The following is a 17,037-nucleotide window of genomic DNA, read 5'->3' on the forward strand; positions in this document are numbered from 1 at the left end:
TGGGTTCGGCGGCGCGGCGCCGCAACCAGGTCATCTCAGGCGCCACGAGTCCTGCGCGCAGCGCGACCGAGCTCACGGCGGACGACCGTACGCAGCCGAATGTTCTCCAGCTCGGCCACTCGCGCCTCGGCCTCCTCGGCCCGCTTGGCCTGGTTGGCGGCACGCCGACGTGCCTTCTGCAGACGCTCCTCGGTGATCGGGCCGTCCTCACGACGGATCTTCGCGACCGGCTCGGTCGTGGGGAGATCCACGAACCCGAGACCGGCGTTGGAGCGCCACTCGACACCCCAGGCCGCCTCCAGCGCCTCGGTCTCGGTCACTGTCGGACCCACGTACCGCTGGGCGCGCGCGAACGCGGCCGACGACGTGACCCGGACGGCTTCGTCGGTGTGGGAGTCCGCCGGTGCGAAATAGCTGACCCGGCCGAGGTCCTCGCCGTAGACGGAGCGCATCATCTTCTCCACGCCCCTCGAGCCGATGCCGACGGTGGCCGGGACGTCGAGCCGGTAGGGCGAGGGGAAGACGTCGTCGGGGGCATCCTCCACCATCCGCACCCGCCCCTCGCAGCGATACCACTCCTGCAGCAGATGCAGCTCGAGGTCAGGATCGGCGAGCACGCGACGGCGGCCGGTCTCCAGCGTCGACCAGGGACCGACGAGCACCACCTCGAGATCGGTCTCGGTCTGGTTGAGCAGCATGTCGACGCACCGTCGGGCGACCTCCGCGGTCTCGGCGTCCACCTTCACCACGGCGGTGACGTAGGGCACCTCCCACTGGCGGTTGCTGGCCGAACGCCGGTAGCGCGGGATGGGCATCTTCTGGGCGAAGTGGACATCGTTGAAGTGAGCGACCTCGCGCCCCTTGTCCTGCACCGTCGCCCGGCCGAGATGGTAGGTGTGAGCCGAGGTGACCGGGATGAAGACCGCGCCCCGCTGCCAGATCTGGTAGGCGATCTCGGTGTCGTCACCGAGCTTGAGCTCGGGCCGCTGTCCGTACGTCCTGGCGTAGACCGACCGGGTCACGGTCGCGCACGCGCCCATGTGGGTGGAGTAGTTGCGGCCGCCGGAGGAGTTCAGGTCGTCGGTCTCCTCGAAGATGTCCAGGGACCAGTGGCGGTGCAGCGTGGCGAGGTCGTGGTGCTTACGGATCTCGCCGCTGCGTACCTCCTCGAAGACCTGCTCAGGGGTGAAGTCCCACTCCTCGACGAAGCCCTTGTGGCCGATGGTGGCCGCCTCCGGGATGAAATGAGCCCACTTGGCGTGCTCGCGCACGTTGTCGGAGAAGAGGATCATGTCCGAGTCGACCCAGTAGATGATGTCGCCGTCGGATGCCTCGATCCCGATGTGCAGGCCGTTGGAGCGCCCCCACCCCTCTCCGGCCGCCTCGTCGACCCTGATCAGACGGGTGTTCTTGGGGGCGTACCTCCCGATCTCCACGGCAGGCTCGCTGCCGTCGTCGATCACGATGACCTCGAGCAGGTCCTCGGGATAGTCCTGCGCGGCCAGGGACGCCAAGGTCAGATCCAGGGTCTTGCTGTTGAAGGCGGGGGTCACCACCGAGACCTTCAGCGTCGGCTCCCAGCCTTCGGGGACGGTGCCGTCGAAGACGTCGCGCCACTGGTTCTTGTAGACGACCTGGCTGAGCTCGGGGTTGACTGTGAACTGCTTGGGCATGGGTTTCCTTCTGGATCTGGCGAGACTCTGGTGACGCTAGGTGCGGCGGCGGGCTCGGGCTCAGCCGTCGACGATCTCCGGCAGGAACCGGGGCCACTGCTCGAACGCCCCGGCGACGAGGCTCGACTCGTCCCGCTTCCAGGTGTGGCCATCGGCGTGCCGGATGTAGACGTAGCCGAGGCTGGTCGTGCGATAGCCGATCCCGCCGGCGTTCCCGACCCGGATGAGCACCGAGCGGTCGGTCGAGTTCGGCGTCGGGCGCCAGCCGCCGACCTCGTTGAGCATGGCGGTGGAGAGCATCATCGCGCCGCCGGCGAGCTGGTAGTGGTACGCCTCCGTGGTGAACGTCCGGTGCACCGTGTGGCCGAGGGCCTCCAGGTAGAGATACTCGGTCGTCTTCCCGACCATGTCGGCGCTGGAGTAGAGGTAGGCGAGCACCAGATCACCGATGACCTGAGGACCGTAGACGTCGTCGTCGTCGATCTTCACGATCAGGTCGCCCGAGGCGTGCCGAGCCGCATCCGCGAGCACCGCGCCGAACGGGGTGGCGCGATCGTGGAGCAGAACGGTCGCATCGGCGGCCTTGATCGCGTCCTCGAGCTCGCCCGGGAGCGGCGCCTCGGCTCCGTGCACCGCCACGATGATCTCGAGGTGGGGATACCGCTGTGCAGCGAGCGCCTCGACGACCGCGCTGACCCGGTCCGGCCGCATCGTCGAGAGCACGGCGCTGACCTTCGGCAACAGCCGGCGACCTTGGTCGTCGGCGAATCCGGCGAGCTCGAAGAATCCGCCGAAGCGGGCCATCGCCTCACGTCGCTGGCCCACCGAACGCAGCTCGCGCACCAGTCCGAGGGCCGGCTGATAGGGCTTGCGCAGAAGATCGGCGAGCGTTTCGCCGAGCATCTCGTTCGCGAGCCCGAGACCGGCGCTCATCGAGTGCAGGATGGCACCGCTGGCAGCGACCTCCGCCAGCCGGCGGTGGAGCGCCTGCTCTCCCTCCTCGGGGACTGCGGCGAGACCGGAGAGGTCGATCGACTCCACGTGCCGAAGCCGGGCGATCTCCTGACGGGTGAACGGCGCCGCCAGGGGGTGCGCCGTCTCCTCGAGCTCCTCGGCCGACCCCGCGGTCGGGCGCAGACGGAGATGGTCGCCCTCGATCGTCAGGGCAAGCCACCCGTCCGGTTCGTCGAACCCCTGGAGCCGCCCGATCGGGTTGTGCACGTGCAGGTCGACGACGGGGCGCCGGCTGCGGTCGCTGACCGAGAGATGTCCGTACGCGTCCACGAGCACCGGCGTACGGAACACGGTCTCTCGAGGGTCGTCGGCGACCTCGACCAGCTCGTCGAATCGCTCCGGCGAGGAGACCAGGCCCAGGTCGGCCGAGCTCAGCCCGACCCCTTGGAGCTGGTTGACAGGCAGCTCGGGAATCCCCGGAGCCGTACGCGTCGGCAGCAGCGCCAGCGCGGCCGCATCGACTGCGTCGGTGCCGAGCTGGACGTGACCGAAGCCATGATGGCCGCGGTCGACGGCGAACAGCGGATAGACGGCCCGGGCGACCTGGGCGAGCGACGTCTCGTCCCTCAGCTCGACGTCGCACCAGGAGGCGCCCACCGACCTCGCCGGGTAGCGCACCATCTGGCGCAGGACCCCGGGCAGCCAGCCGAGCCGGCCGCTCCACCGCCGGTGCGGCCACTCCCAGCGGCGCACCTTCAGGGACAGCCTCGAGACCGTGATCGACGGGTCCGCGACGGTCAGCGCCCGGATCTGGTCGACGTCCTCGACCACGATCTTCACGAATCCACCGGGGCGGGAAAGGCCGGCAACGAACGCACCGACCTCGGCCGCGCTCGCGAGCACGATCTCCTCGGCCGGCGCGATGGGGGTATGCGGGGCGATCGGTTGGTTCGTCACCGTGGACTGCACAGCTCTCCTAGGTCGATTCTTGAACAGCATCGATTCAGCCCTCGACCACTCGGGCGATCGCGTCTTCGAGCTGCGGGGCGAGGCTGCGTACGAAGGTTCCGGACAGGTGGTGCAGGTCGTAGTGGACGATGACGCCGCCGACCACCACCCGACAGACGTCCTGCGGACAGACGTACGGGGTGGGGTCGAAGACCTGGACGCGCTCATCGTCCAGCCGCCGGGCCGCGTCGGCCTGCTCGACCGCCACCGCACGCTCGGTGAGCGGAGCATCGCAGGCCGCCAGATCGTCCTCGTGCAGCGCAGCGCACTCAGGATCGGTCGGGTCGCCTTCGTAGCCCGATCGCGGTGCGTCCTGCACCACCAGCACCGGCCTGCCCGCCTCGCTCCAGCTGCGCAGAACCCGCTCGTAGGCATCGGTCACGGCCCGCTCCATCTTCGGTTCGGGCACGCCGAGAAGCGGCTGCAGCGAGCGGTTCCCGGTGATGATCAGGTCGTAGTCGCCGTTCCGGGCCTCGCTGATCGCCCACCGGTTCCACTCGAAGCAGTTGCGGGTGCGCTTGTCCTCGAAGTCGACTCGCCGGTCGACGGTGTAGCAGTTCTCGATCAGGTAGGTGGAGATCCGCCAGCCGTTCTTCTCGGCGAGGTCCGCCAACGCCGGGAGCCACATGTCGGCGTGCGAGTTTCCGACCAGGGCGATGTCGAGCACCTGCCCGCTGCGCACGCCGTAGGTGCAGACCTCGCGATCGACGTAGCTGCCGCTCACCATGCAGCCGTCCTCGCCCGCCGGGCTGGCGTCCTTGGCCGCAAAGGCGGGCGTGGTGAAGAGCTCGTCGCCATGCACCGCCCCGCAATCCGGGTCGACGAGGACCTGGGCGCCGAAGCAGGGATCGCCGACGGCAGCCGACGGCCCGCGCGACGCTTCCTGCGTACGCCACTCCAGACCGCCTCCGAGGGCCGCGATCACGACCGCGCCGGCGAGGGCGAAGACGAAGCTGCGACGAAGCGGCACCCCGAGCGGACGGCGGCCGCGCAACCTGTCCTCGACGAGGACCTTCGTCGCCCAGGCGAGGGCGACGACGACCCCGACCGCCGCGATCTTGACCGGCCAGGCGGCCGGGCGGCCCAGGGCGTACGGGAGGAGGACGACGAACGGCCAGTGCCACAGGTAGACCGAGTAGGAGATGTCACCGATCCACTGCACCGGCCTCAGGCTCAGCAGTCGGTGCGGCGAGCCGAACCCGGGACCGGCAGCCGCCAGGATCACCAACGCGGTCGCGCTGACCGGCAACAGCGCGGCCGTGCCGGGAAAGACCGTCGCGTCGTCGAAGACGAAGGCCGAGTACAGGATCCCGGCCAGTCCGACCCAGGTCAGCAGAGCACGTAGCGTACGACCGCCGTCGCCGGCGCCGGGCAACCAGAGAACGACCAGCGCGGCGATGCCACCGATGCCGAGCTCCCAGAACCGGGTCCATGACAGGAAGTACGCAGCGTCGTTGGTCGAGCTCAGGAGCGCCGAGCAGACGAAGGACGCCACGGTCACGACGACGATCACGCAGGCCACACCGGGCAGAACCCGGCCGCCACGGTGTCGGATGAAGGCCCCGGCGATAAGGATCATGACCGGCCAACCGAGGTAGAACTGCTCCTCGATCGACAACGACCAGTAGTGCTGGACGGCCGTCGGGACATTGTCGGCGGCCATGTAGTCGACGGCCTCGGCGGCGAGCGACCAGTTCTGGACGTAGAACGCCGACGCCACCGCCTGGGTCGCGGTGTCGTGCCACAGCGTCGCGGGAGCGATCAACCAGGTGGCGAGGAGCGAAGCGGCCAGCACCAGCAGCGCGGCCGGGAGCAGGCGTCGGATCCGGCGGCCCCAGAAGACTCCGAGATCGCGGAGGGTTCGCGGTTGATGCTGGAGCAGGTGCGTGGTGATCAGGAAACCGGAGATCACGAAGAAGACGTCGACTCCGACGTATCCACCGGTCAGCCGCTGCGGCCAGAAGTGATAGCCGACGACCAGCAGCACCGCGAGCGCGCGCATCGCCTGGATGTCGGCGCGAACCTGGCGGCCCGCTGCTGCCTGGTCGGTCGCGGACGCCGGCTGCGGGGTGACGGTCGTCGCCGGACTCAGCGAGACCGTGGGGGGCGCGGTCACCGGTCAGCTTTCGGGGCGTACAGAAGCCGATACGTACGCGACGGGGACAACGTTGAGCTCCTGTGGGGGGATCACGAGTGGGGGCACTACTGCAGGCAGTAGGACCGCGCGAGCCTAACCATCTCCGGTGCCGCCGGGCCTCCATGAGCCGACGCGGAGATGAACAGTAGGCAGCCACTTCGCGCACCTCCGAAAAGGTCGAAACCGACCCTGCCTCAACAGAGTCGGTTCCCCCTGAACGAGATGCCCCTTGAACAAACAAAGGGGCTCTCGCCCGTGGTGTTGCAGAGTTGCCCGCAGGTCAGGCGGGCTGCATCTCCTGCATCGAGGTGTCGAGGTCAGCGGTGTGAGCCGCGACCAACGCATCGTTCTCGGTCTTCAGAGAGAGAACGAGATCCTCGAGCTCACGCACACGCGCACGCAACCGAGCATTCTCGGCTGTGAGGTGGGCGGGAGTCCGCAGGTCGCTGCTCATGTAACCGATCAGCGCCTTCGCCATGAATACGTTTCCTTCGTTGGAATCACTAGAAGTTCCCGCGATACCGGGCCGTCTACAAGGGTGACACCGTTATCGACAAGCGTCAACGTCGCGCGTCCAAAGCCGGGACCTCCGACCGTACGAATCGCCCGATCTCGCCCCAAACTTGAGTGCTTCGCACTCAACTTCGGCGACGGCGCTCACGCAGCTGCATGAGCTCCTTCTTCTCCTTGCTGGTCAGCGCGTCGGCGCCTTCGGCGTGGATCTTGTCGAGGAGCTCGTCCATCCGCTGCTCGTCCTTCGAGACCGTCGAGGACTCCCAGGGGCCGGTGACCACGGTCGGGCCGGACTTCCGCTTCTTGGCCTTGGCCGGCTTGGGCGCCTTCGGCTGACCTGACCCGGCAACCTGCGGGATCCAGGCGAACTTGTCGAGCAGCCCGAACTGGCGCGCGACGAACGCATTGACGACCAGACCGACGACGAAGACGAGCAGCATCACCCAGCTGCGGTAGCCGAGGTACTGGATCAGCTGGATGCCCACCAGGACCACACCGAAGAGCCACGCCGGGATGTTGAAGATGAACACCCGATCGGGCCACTGCGCGATCCACAGCAGCACCACCATCATCTCGAGCATCCCCAGGCCGGCGAGGACGTAGTTGGGGTCGAGCACCGAACCGAAGAAGACGGCCAGAATCGACAGCACCGCGGTGAACGTCACCAGCAGCCAGGCGAACTTGACCCGGCCGAGCTCGTTGCGCTCGAGGTCGGACCCGAAGTACCAGAAGAAGAAGATCGCCAGGACGTCGAAGATGCTGAACTGCGGATAGGCGAACGGCCAGGTGACCAGCGTCCACAGCTTGAGGTCGGCGAGGTTGGGCTGGATCAGGGCCAGCCCGAGGACACCCGCGCCACCGAGGAAGGCGAAGAGCACCAGCCCGGCGATGCTCCCGAAGACCACGAGCCACGTCGTCGTCACCCCCAGGGAGCCGATGTGGAACCAAGGCTCTTGGGGGTAACGACCGCCTGGGGACAACCGGAAACGTTCTCTCACGGGCCCGAGCCTATCCACGCATTGGTAGTCGCGTCAGCGGGGGACACGCTTTCGGGCCACCGGCGATGCCGACCGCGGCGCCGGCTGGCACTTGGGACAGAAGAAGGAAGAACGGTTCATGAAGGCGACGCGCCGCATCGGCGCTCCGCACCGGTCGCACGGCTCGCCCTCGCGTCCGTACGCCGCCAGCGACCGGTCGAAGTAGCCCGACTCGCCGTTCACGTTGACGTAGAGCGCGTCGAATGAGGTGCCGCCCTGGCCGAGCGCCTCGGTCATCACGTCGCGTACGTGGCCGAGCAGCTCACGCACCTTCGGGCCGGTCAGCCGCTCCCCCGGCCGCTCGCCGTGCAGCTTCGCGCGCCACAGGGCCTCGTCGGCGTAGATGTTGCCGACGCCGCTGATCACCGTCTGGTTGAGCAGGATCCGCTTGATGCCGCTGGCGGATCTCCGGACCCGTCTGACGACCGCCTCCGCGTCGTAGGCGGGCTCGAGCGGGTCGGGAGCGATGTGGGCGATCTCCGGTGGGAGCTCGGCGCCTCCGGGACTGATCGAGAGACCGCCGAACATGCGCTGGTCGACGAAGCGGAGCTCGCGGCCCTCCGCAGCCCCGTCGAGGCGCAGGCGCACCCGCAGGTGCCTCTCGTCGGGCGATGCAGGCGGCTGGACGAGCATCTGGCCGCTCATGCCCAGGTGGGCCATGAGGGCGTCACCGGAGTCGAGCGGCAGCCACAGGTACTTGCCGCGGCGCCGGGCGCCGGTGATCGCCCGACCGGCCAGCTCCTCGGCGAAGGCCGAGGGGCCGGCGAGATGGCGGCGTACGGGCCTGGGGTGCAGGACCTCGACGGCCACGATCCGAGCGCCGAGAACATGGCGCTCGAGGCCGGCGCGGACGACCTCGACCTCGGGGAGCTCAGGCAACCGAGAACCCTTATGCGGAGGTGGTGGAAGCGGCTTGGATCTCGCCGTAGGCCGTCTCCGCGGCGGCCTGCTCGGCCTCCTTCTTGGAGCGGCCGACACCGTTGCCGTAGAGCTGCTCGCCGACCCGGACCTTCGCAGTGAAGGTCTTCATGTGGTCGGGGCCCTCGTCGGCGATGACGTATTCCGGCACACCGAGGGCCCGCTCGGCGGCGAGCTCCTGCAGGGAGGTCTTCCAGTCGAGACCGGCACCGAGGTCGGAGGCCGCCTCGATGAGCGGGTCGAAGAGCCGGTGGACGAGGACCGTGGAGACCTCGATGCCACCGGAGAGGTGGACCGCTCCGATCACCGCCTCGACGGTGTCGGAGACGATCGAAGCCTTCTCGCGCCCACCGGTGGCCTCCTCGCCCCGGCCCAGCTTGATGTGCTGGCCCAGGCCGATGGCCTGACCGACCTCGGCCAAGGCGCGGGCGTTCACAACCGCCGCCCGCAGCTTGGCCAGCTTGCCCTCGGGCAGGTCTGGGTGGGTGCGATAGAGGGTCTCGGTGACCACGACGCCGAGCACCGAGTCGCCCAGGAACTCCAGGCGCTCGTTGGTGGGCAGGCCACCGTTCTCGTACGCGTAGGAACGATGAGTGAGCGAACGCTCAAGCAGCTCGGGGTCCAGGATCGGATCCCCGAGCGCTTTGCGAAGCTCTGCGTAGTTGGTCAGGAGACTAACCGCGTGTCAGATCAGAGGACCTGGCGACGCGCGGCGCGAGCGCCGTACTGACCGCACTCGCCGCACGCACGGTGCGGGATGTGCTTGGCGTCGCAGGCGGGGTTCGCGCACGTCACCAGGGTCGGCGCTACGGCCTTCCAGGCCGAGCGGCGGTGGCGGGTGTTGCTGCGCGACATCTTCCGCTTCGGGACAGCCACTGTTTTCTCCTCTTATTCGGCCGGTCGGATCTCGACCGGCTACTGAAGCCTAATTATCTGGCGAACTCTAGTTGCTGGGGTCTTCCTTGAGCGAAGCCAGCCCCGCCCAGCGCGGGTCTACCTTGTCGCCGTGGTCGTGCCCGGGCTCGTCCGCGAGCCGCGCCCCACAATCGGGGCACAGTCCCGGACAGTCGTCCTGGCACATCGGCTGGAACGGCAGTGCGAGCACCACCGCATCCCTGAGCACCGGCTCGAGGTCGATCAGGTCGCCCTCGGTCCGACTGGTCTCGTCGTCCTCGTCAGGCGCCCGGCCGTCACGAGAGTCGTTGTAGACGTACAGCTCCTGGATGTCGACCTCGGCTTCGTCCTCGATCTTCTCCAGGCACCGCACGCACTCGCCATCGAGGCCGACCAAAGCCGTCCCCGTGACCAGCACGCCCTCCATGACCGCCTCGAGACGCAGGTCGAGCTCGACCGGCGATCCCTCGGGAACAGCGAGGACTTCGATACCAAGATCCGCCGGCGCCGGCACCGTCACCTCGACATGACGCTCAGACCCCGGGCGGCGGCCGAGCTCGCGAGTATCGAGCACGAGCGGCGCTCTCGGGTCCAGGCTGGTCATGTTTCACTTCCGGATGAGGGCACGACAGATCCATCAGATCTTAACGGGACCGGGCGACGGCGACCAAAAGGACGGTCGCCACGGCGACCACGACCGCGACCCCCGCGATCCCCGTCGCCGCCCACGCCGCCGTCTGGAAGACCGGCGCCCTGGCGAGGTCGCCCCCGGTGGGGTTCGGCGGCGCGACGTGAGCCGCGAAGAGCCCGAACATCCCTGCGGCCCAGACCGCGACCGCCGGTCCCGCCAGGCGCGGCCTGGCCGTGAGGCCGATCGCGGTGAGCAGGCTGGCCACGATGGTGAGCGGGACGAGGTAGCGCCAGTACGCTCCCCCGCCTCCGGCCGCGTAGCGGAGCTGGATCCCGACGATGACGGCCGTGAGGGCGAGCAGGAGCAGCGCCGTCGCCACCGGGACGACGTCGCGGCGCGAGCGGGAGAGCACCCGAACCCCGACGATCAGGCCGATCACCAGCGGGACGATCGTGAGCGCGGCGCCGATGACCACGTGCTGCTGGAGCGCCGGCGGGATCAGGAGCTGGCGCCAGATGTCCGGGTCGGTGGCGATGTCGAGCACCGGGCGTACCTCCCGCTCATGCAGCGGCCCACCGGCCTTGCCGACGAGGTCGGTCTGCATGCCGGACCAGTTGCCGGTGTCACGGAAGTTGCGGATGTAGAACCACGCGTTGACGGCGACGGCGAGCAGCACCGCGACGCTCAGACGCAGGACGCCCGCCCAGTCGCGGCGAGGGCCGGTGAAGAGCCAGACCAGGCCGAGGGTCGTCGCGCACAGACCGATGAAGACGACACCGGGCAGCCGGGTGCCGAGGGCGGCTGCGGCGTACAGACCGAAGAGCACCAGCCCGCGGGTCCGCGGCCCGTGGCGGAGCAGCCAGACAGTCTGCCCGACCAGAAGGGTGGCCCACAGCACGAACAGGTTGTCGTTGAAGACGAGGCCGCCGAGCCGGGTCAGCGCCGGGCTCAGCGCGGTGACCAGACCGGCCGCGATCGACACCTCGGGACGGCCCGGGACGATCTGTCGCGTCGTCCACATCACCGCGGCCACGACCAGGCAGGTGATCACGGCCGAGATGCCGCGGGCGGCCATCCCGGCGGCGAGCAGGTGGCCGGCGTCGGTGAGTGGCCCGACCACGGGCGCCAGCAGCAGGTAGAAGAGCGGTGGATGCTGACCGGTCCAGTCGAAGGGCAGCGTGTAGCCCCAGATCTGCGGCATCCGCATCGGGTCGCCGACGCTGATCAGGGTGCCGTGCCAGAGCTGGTAGGCGTGGTCGGCGTGAGCCACCTCGTCCTTGGAGCCGTAGAGCGGCGAGGAGAGCGCGTAGCCGGCGCACACGCCGGCACAGGTGACGAGGTTGGCGATCAGACCGGCGGTCCAGAGCTGTCCTGCGGTGGGCCGTGCGGTTGGCACAGAGATCTCCCGAGAGGTTCGTTGGCTGGTCACGGAGCTGACGACGGGGCGGGGGCTGCGACCTCGTCGGCGCGGCGGGTCAGGAAGGCGGCGACCAGGGCGACGAGGACATCGGCCAGCACGGCGATGCCGCGAGCGAGCAGGGCGACCAGCAGTGCGAGCCCCGGCGAGAGGACGCTGGAGAGGGCGACGACCAGGACGGCCTCGCGCAGCCCGGCGCCGGCAGGGAGCCCGATCGCGGCCATGCCCAGGCTGAACCCGAGGGCGTAGCCGCCGACGCTGGCCAGCAACGAGGGCAGCGGGTCACCGCCCAGACCGACCACGACCACCCAGATCTGGAGACCGAGCAGAAGCCAGACCAGACCCTGCAGGGCCAGCGCCTTGCCGAGCCCCCGCCAGGTCGGCAGCACCTCGAGCGGCTCGCGCCCCAGCAGCCGAAGCCCCGTGTCGACCACACGGCCGAAGACCGGCGGATGGAGCATCACCAGGATCAACGGCAGGAGCAGGACCGCCCACCAGTAGCGCGCGAGCGTCTCCCGTCCGAGGAACGGCATCAGCAGCACCGACACCATCACCCCGGCGCCGACGGCGATCGCCAGCACGAGGACACCCTGGGTCAGGGACGTACGCCGCGGCACCCGCTCGGCGCGGGCGAGCTCCATCTGGCCCACGATGGTCCACAACGAGCCGGGCAGGTACTTCCCCAGCTGGCTGACGTAGAAGATCCTGGCCGCGGGCACCAGCCGCAGCGGCGAGCCGAGATCGGCCAGCACCACCCGCCACATCAGCAGCGCGACGCCCTGGGCGAGCACGGTCAGTCCGAAGGCGACCGCGAGCACCCACAGCGGCAGCTCCTCGAAGCCGCGTACGAGCGCGTCCCAGTTGCGGTGGATCGCGTACGCAGCCACCAGGACGACGATCGCGACGACCACCGCCTTGAGGGGAACCACCTTCGTCCAGCCTCGGCCCACAGGTCCTTCCCGGCAGCACTTTCGGGTGCCGACATCTCAGGTACGGGGTGTGCTGCTCGATCTCCCCTTGACGACGAGCCTAACGTTGAGGTGATGCACATCGTCGCCTTCGGCACCTACGACGTGACCTCCCATCCGCGGGTCGCGGTACTCATCGAGGGCCTACGCGCCTGCGGTGCCGAGGTCACCGAGGTGAACCGGCCGCTGGGCCTGGACACCGCGGCGAGGGTGGCGATCCTGCGCCAGCCGTGGCGGCTGCCGCTGCTCGTGTTGCGCCTGCTGACCTGCTGGAGCGGGCTGATCGTGGAGTCGCTGCGGCGGCGCCGGCGTCCCGATGCCGTTCTGGTCGGCTACCTGGGCCACTTCGACGTGCACCTGGCTCGTCTCCTGCATCCTCGTTCGACCATCCTGCTGGACCACATGGTCTCCGCGGCCGGGGTCGCCACCAACCGGCGCCTGGCCGGCTCGGGCGGGCTGAAGTTGCGGCTGATGAAGACGATCGACGCGATGGCGCTGGCGCGGGCCGACGTGGTCATCGTGGACACGGCCGAGCAGCAGCAGGCGCTGCCCGAGGACGTACGCCTCCGCTCGGTGGTCTGTCCGGTGGGTGCGACCCAGGAGTGGTTCGACGCGGGGGCCAAGTCGCTCGACCGGCCGACCGAGGCGCCGCTGAAGACGGTCTTCGTCGGCCTCTTCTCCCCCACCCACGGCGCTGCGGTGATCGCCGAGGCCCTCGACATGCTCGCCGACGACGAGCGGATCGAGGTGACGATGGTGGGCCAGGGCCAGCAGTACGACGAGGCCCGGCGCCTCGCGGCCCACAACCCGCGGGTCTCCTGGGTCGACTGGGTCGACGCCGAGGACCTGCCCGAGTTCGTCGCCGGGTTCGACGTGAGCCTCGGCATCTTCGGCACCGTCCCGCAGGCACGACGCGTGGTGCCCAACAAGGCGTTCCAGGGCGCGGCCGCCGGCGCTGTCGTCGTCACCTCCGACACCGCACCCCAGCGGCGGATGCTGGAGAGCGCAGCCATGCTGGTCACCCCGGGAAGCCCGGAGGACCTCGCCGCCGCCCTCACCAAGCTCGCCGACGACCCCGACGAGGCCCAGCGCCTTCGCGAGGCGGCCTACGAGCAGGCCCGGGAGCACTACACCGCGCGGGCCGTCGCCTCCCCCATCATCGAATGTCTTCGCTGAAGCGAAGCCCGAAGCATTGAGTACAGCTGAAGCGAAGCCGACCCAGGAACCAGATGACGCTCACCGCCACCGATCGCCCGCTGCCCCCGCTCGCACCCCGCGCCTGGCTGCGCTACGACGTCGTCAGCCGCATCATCGACCGGCTGGCACCGACGACGGCGCTGGAGATCGGCTGCGGCCAGGGGGCCTTCGGTGCCCGGCTGGCCACACGCGCCGACTACCTCGGGGTCGAGCCCGACGCGGACTCGTTCACGGTGGCGTACGAGCGCATCACCGCTCTCGGCGGCACCGTGCTCAACGCGATGTCCTCCGAGCTGGAGTCCGGGGCGACGTACGACCTCGTCTGTGCCTTCGAGGTGCTCGAGCACATCGAGGACGACAAGGGGGCGTTGGCCGAGTGGGTGACCCACGTCCGCCCGGGCGGTCACCTGGTGCTCTCCGTGCCGGCGTTCCAGGAGCGGTTCGGGCCGATGGACCGGCATGCCGGCCACTTCCGCCGCTACAGCCCCGAGGAGCTCACCACCCGCCTCGAGGAGGCCGGTCTCGGCGAGGTCGACATCACCGTCTACGGCTGGCCCCTCGGCTACGCCCTGGAGGCGGTCCGCAACCGGATCGACGCCAGGAAGCTGGCCAAGGTGGGAGATCTCACACCCGAGGAGCTCACTCAGGCAACGGGGCGTACGTTCCAGCCCAGCGGACGCCTCAAGGGCGCCGTCATCGCCCTGGCGACCAGCCCGTTCATGGCGCTGCAACGACTGCGGCCCGAGACCGGCACCGGTCTCGTCGCCGTCGCGACCCGGCTCGACTGAGCATCCACATGCCCGACCTGCCGCGTGCGCTCCCCGCGCTCGGTGCCGACTGCTCATAGATTTCCGGCTGTGACCTCGGATCGGTGGCGCTCGGGCGTCGTGCTGGCTCTTCTCGTCCTCTTCGTCGCGGTGACCTTCGGTCCCGCGCTCGTCGGGCGCGGGATGCTGCTGGACACCGGCTGGCTGCACGCGATGATGCCGTACGCCGCCGACGGGCCGATCCCGCAAGGGACGCTGTGGTGCCGCGGCGACACCTGGGACTACTACCTGCCGGGCGTCGAGAACATCGTCGAGGGCGTACGCCACGGCAACTGGCAGACCTGGGCGCCCTATGAGGTGGGCGGTGCGCCGCTGGCCTCGCTGCCGAACCACGCGGTGCTGAGCCCGGTCTCGTGGGCCTACTGGGTGATGCCGATGTGGCTGGCGCCGGCTTGGGTGAAGCTGACCGAGCTGGTCCTGGTGCTGGCCGGGATGGTGCTCCTCCTCGGCCGCCTCGGCGTGCGGCGCAGCATCGCGCTGGTCGCCGGCCTCGTCTTCTTCACCTCGGGCTTCATGATGATGTGGACCAACTGGCCGCACACCAAGGTCGCCTGTCTGATCCCGCTGCTGTTCTGGGCGCTGGACCGGGCGGTGCACGAGCGCGGGGCGCGCGACGTCGCCGCCGTCGGCGTTGTCGTCGCCTCGATGCTGCTAGGCGGGTTCCCGGCGGTGACGATGTTCGCGCTGACCCTGGGCGGCATCTACGTGGTCGTCCGGGCGCTCCTGCTTCGAGACGTGCGCCGCACCCTGGTCGCGGGCGGCGTCGCCGCGGGCGGGGTCGGGCTCGGGGTCGCGCTCTCGGCGGTCCAGGTGCTTCCGTTCGCCCTCAACATGAGCGCTCTGGGGATCGACGAGCGCGTCCCCAACGAGGTCAAGCCCGCCAGTCTCGCGCTCACCACCGTCGCCCCCGACGTCTACGGCACCTGTGTCGACGGGCTCTGGGTGGGCGAGGACAACCCGATCGAGTCGATCGCGTTCGTCGGCGTGGCGGCGCTGGTGCTGGTCCTGTGCGCCGTGGTCATCAGGCTGCCCGGCGGTCGCCGGCCGTCGACGCCGGCGCTGCTCGCGGTCGCCCTGGGTGCGGTCGTCTGGCTCCTGTGGATCGGTGGACTGCCGCTGGAGCTGCTCCAGAAGCTGCCCGGTTACAGCTCCAACAGCTTCGGGCGGGCGAACTCGATCTTCGGGTTCCTGTGCGCGGTCCTGGCGGGCATCGGCCTCGAGCGGCTGGTCCAGCGGGCCGAGGAGCCCCGCCCGCCCCGCGGCGGGGGCGGACCGCGGCGTCCGCGCCTGGTGGTGGCGCTGGTCGTGCTGCTGGTGGCGGCCGGGGCGGCTGCGTACTTCCTGTACGCGGCCTACGTCTACATCGACAGCGCCCAGCAGCCGATCCCAGACCTGGCCGCGAACCTGCGGGCGCCGGCGCTGCTGCTGATCATCTCGGTCCTCGCGGTGGCGGCGACGCTGCTCCTGCGGGGCCGCCTGCGGCTGCTGGGCCCGCTGCTGCTCGTGATCGCCGTGCTCGCGCAGAGCACCATGTTCGCGCGTGAGGTGCTGCCGCTGACCGACCGCGACGACTTCTACCCGGTCACCTCGGCCCACGCGTTCCTGAAGGAGAACCTGGGCAAGGACCGCTACGGAGCCTCCGGCTGGGAGCACACGGGCGTCGCAGACCACTACCGGCTGCGTACGCCGACGGGCCACGAGTTCACCTCGCCGGAGTGGAAGGCGCTGATCGCCGCGGTCAGCCCCGATGCCCAGCTGTCGCGGACCTACAGCGACTTCCCCGCGAACGTGCCCACCCCGGGCCGCCAGCCGGTGCTCGACCAGCTCTCGGTCCGCTACTGGGCGACTCAGCCGATGGAGGTCATCGGCGCCGCCGAGCCGGTCCGGGTGCCCCCGAAGCAGCGTCGGCCACTGACCGTGATGCCCGGCCAGAAGACGACCTGCCAGGTCCCGAAGGGCAGCCTGCGCGGGATCGAGGTCACCGTGCCCGACGGCCTGAAGCCGCGCCGGGAGGTGCCCACGATCGTCCGGGTGCGCGTCGGCACCGGTTCCGACGCGGTCACCTCTGAGCGGGCCGTGACCAAGCCGCTCAAGCGCGGCGAGAAGCTCCGCGTCGCGGTGCCCGACCACCGCTTCACCGTCGGCCCGGTGCCCGTGACCATCACGTTCTCGGGGAAGCGCAAGCCCGTCCAGATGGCCGGCCGCTCCGACGGATCCGCGGTCTGCGCCGCGATCAGGCCGGAGAGGAACGACGGTCTCCGGGTGGTGCACACCTCGGCCGGTGCGGTCGTCTACGAGCGCGCGAGCGCGCTGCCCCGGATCCGCTGGGCCGGCACCAGCGAGGTCGTCGCCGACGGCCCGACCCGGGTGCGGCGACTGACCGAAGGGGTAGCCCCTGGCACAGTCCTCCTCGAGGACGACTCGACGCAGGCGGCGTCGGGCTCGACCGCAGAGATCGAGGTGCTCCGCGACGAGCCCGAGACGATCTCGGCGGAGGTCACCGCGGACGGAGACGGCTACCTGGTCGTCGCCGACTCGATCGCCCGCCCGGGGTGGTCGGCGACGGTCGACGGCCGCCCCGTCGACCTGGTCGCTGGCAACCACGCCTTCGCGGCGGTGCCGGTCCCTGACGGCACCCACACCGTCACGCTCCGCTATGACGCGCCCGGTCTTCGGGCCGGCGCGGCGATCTCCTCCGGCGGCGTCCTCGTTCTCGCTCTCCTCCTCGTCCCGGCCGTGCTCCGGAGGTGGCGGCGAGGTCGGGGGGACGTCACGACGCCGAACGACACGAGTTCCTAGAACACGTTCCATCTAGCGACACTTCGGGCGTGACACCGGGCACGCTCGCGTTCCAAGGTTTCGC

General features: G+C 69.8%; 14 protein-coding genes. 3 read left to right on the forward strand and 11 right to left on the reverse strand.

All coding sequences use genetic code 11. From position 1 onward, the window contains the following. Positions 1-35 precede the first annotated feature (35 nt). The 11 genes from H5T77_RS13625 to H5T77_RS13675 form a co-directional block, all read right to left on the reverse strand. Positions 36-1,673 (reverse strand): glycosyltransferase family 2 protein, encoded by a 1,638-nt coding sequence (locus tag H5T77_RS13625; RefSeq protein ID WP_292650065.1) that lies wholly within the window; start codon positions 1,671-1,673, stop codon positions 36-38. Between the two features lie 60 nt (positions 1,674-1,733). Further along, complete coding sequence (locus H5T77_RS13630; protein WP_292650067.1) at positions 1,734-3,584, reverse strand: glycosyltransferase family 2 protein; 1,851 nt, start codon at positions 3,582-3,584, stop codon at positions 1,734-1,736. A gap of 46 nt (positions 3,585-3,630) precedes the next feature. Further along, a complete protein-coding gene (locus tag H5T77_RS13635; RefSeq protein ID WP_292650069.1) occupies positions 3,631-5,751 on the reverse strand; it encodes an acyltransferase family protein in 2,121 nt (706 codons plus the stop codon). A gap of 301 nt (positions 5,752-6,052) precedes the next feature. Next, on the reverse strand, positions 6,053-6,250 hold the full coding sequence (locus tag H5T77_RS13640) for a hypothetical protein (RefSeq protein ID WP_045548398.1): 198 nt from the start codon (positions 6,248-6,250) through the stop codon (positions 6,053-6,055). A gap of 160 nt (positions 6,251-6,410) precedes the next feature. Continuing rightward, on the reverse strand, positions 6,411-7,208 hold the full coding sequence (locus H5T77_RS13645) for a DUF6576 domain-containing protein (RefSeq protein ID WP_292650073.1): 798 nt from the start codon (positions 7,206-7,208) through the stop codon (positions 6,411-6,413). A gap of 108 nt (positions 7,209-7,316) precedes the next feature. Then, complete coding sequence (mutM, locus tag H5T77_RS13650; RefSeq protein WP_292650074.1) at positions 7,317-8,201, reverse strand: bifunctional DNA-formamidopyrimidine glycosylase/DNA-(apurinic or apyrimidinic site) lyase; 885 nt, start codon at positions 8,199-8,201, stop codon at positions 7,317-7,319. Between the two features lie 10 nt (positions 8,202-8,211). Continuing rightward, the gene (gene rnc, locus H5T77_RS13655) at positions 8,212-8,910 is read right to left on the reverse strand and encodes a ribonuclease III (RefSeq protein WP_292650102.1); all 699 of its coding nucleotides are present in this window, start codon (positions 8,908-8,910) and stop codon (positions 8,212-8,214) included. Between the two features lie 20 nt (positions 8,911-8,930). Then, positions 8,931-9,116 (reverse strand): 50S ribosomal protein L32, encoded by a 186-nt coding sequence (rpmF, locus tag H5T77_RS13660; protein WP_141781313.1) that lies wholly within the window; start codon positions 9,114-9,116, stop codon positions 8,931-8,933. 67 nt (positions 9,117-9,183) lie between these two features. Next, positions 9,184-9,738 (reverse strand): YceD family protein, encoded by a 555-nt coding sequence (locus H5T77_RS13665; protein ID WP_292650079.1) that lies wholly within the window; start codon positions 9,736-9,738, stop codon positions 9,184-9,186. A gap of 40 nt (positions 9,739-9,778) precedes the next feature. Next, positions 9,779-11,161, reverse strand: a complete 1,383-nt coding sequence (locus tag H5T77_RS13670; RefSeq protein ID WP_292650080.1) for a hypothetical protein — start codon at positions 11,159-11,161, stop codon at positions 9,779-9,781. 29 nt (positions 11,162-11,190) lie between these two features. After that, positions 11,191-12,111, reverse strand: a complete 921-nt coding sequence (locus H5T77_RS13675; RefSeq protein WP_292650081.1) for a lysylphosphatidylglycerol synthase domain-containing protein — start codon at positions 12,109-12,111, stop codon at positions 11,191-11,193. A gap of 114 nt (positions 12,112-12,225) precedes the next feature. Here H5T77_RS13675 and H5T77_RS13680 point away from each other — a divergent pair, with 114 nt between their 5' ends. The 3 genes from H5T77_RS13680 to H5T77_RS13690 all read left to right on the forward strand — a co-directional run bounded on the left by H5T77_RS13680 (position 12,226) and on the right by H5T77_RS13690 (position 16,973). Continuing rightward, on the forward strand, positions 12,226-13,326 hold the full coding sequence (locus H5T77_RS13680) for a glycosyltransferase family protein (protein ID WP_292650082.1): 1,101 nt from the start codon (positions 12,226-12,228) through the stop codon (positions 13,324-13,326). Between the two features lie 53 nt (positions 13,327-13,379). Further along, entirely contained in the window at positions 13,380-14,135 is a 756-nt protein-coding gene (locus H5T77_RS13685) for a class I SAM-dependent methyltransferase (RefSeq protein ID WP_292650084.1), read from the forward strand. A gap of 69 nt (positions 14,136-14,204) precedes the next feature. Then, positions 14,205-16,973, forward strand: coding sequence for a YfhO family protein (locus H5T77_RS13690; RefSeq protein WP_292650086.1), 2,769 nt, complete (start codon positions 14,205-14,207; stop codon positions 16,971-16,973). Positions 16,974-17,037 lie beyond the last annotated feature (64 nt).

It is taken from the genome of Nocardioides sp., from assembly GCF_014360585.1.
Taxonomy (GTDB): domain Bacteria; phylum Actinomycetota; class Actinomycetes; order Propionibacteriales; family Nocardioidaceae; genus Nocardioides.

Bases quoted from the DNA above. Each gene is read 5' to 3' on its own strand.
- H5T77_RS13625 (WP_292650065.1), bottom strand. From the start codon at position 1,673: ATGCCCAAGCAGTTCACAGTCAACCCCGAGCTCAGCCAGGTCGTCTAC.
- H5T77_RS13640 (WP_045548398.1), bottom strand. From the start codon at position 6,250: ATGGCGAAGGCGCTGATCGGTTACATGAGCAGCGACCTGCGGACTCCC.
- H5T77_RS13665 (WP_292650079.1), bottom strand. From the start codon at position 9,738: ATGACCAGCCTGGACCCGAGAGCGCCGCTCGTGCTCGATACTCGCGAG.
- H5T77_RS13680 (WP_292650082.1), top strand. From the start codon at position 12,226: ATGCACATCGTCGCCTTCGGCACCTACGACGTGACCTCCCATCCGCGG.
- H5T77_RS13685 (WP_292650084.1), top strand. From the start codon at position 13,380: ATGACGCTCACCGCCACCGATCGCCCGCTGCCCCCGCTCGCACCCCGC.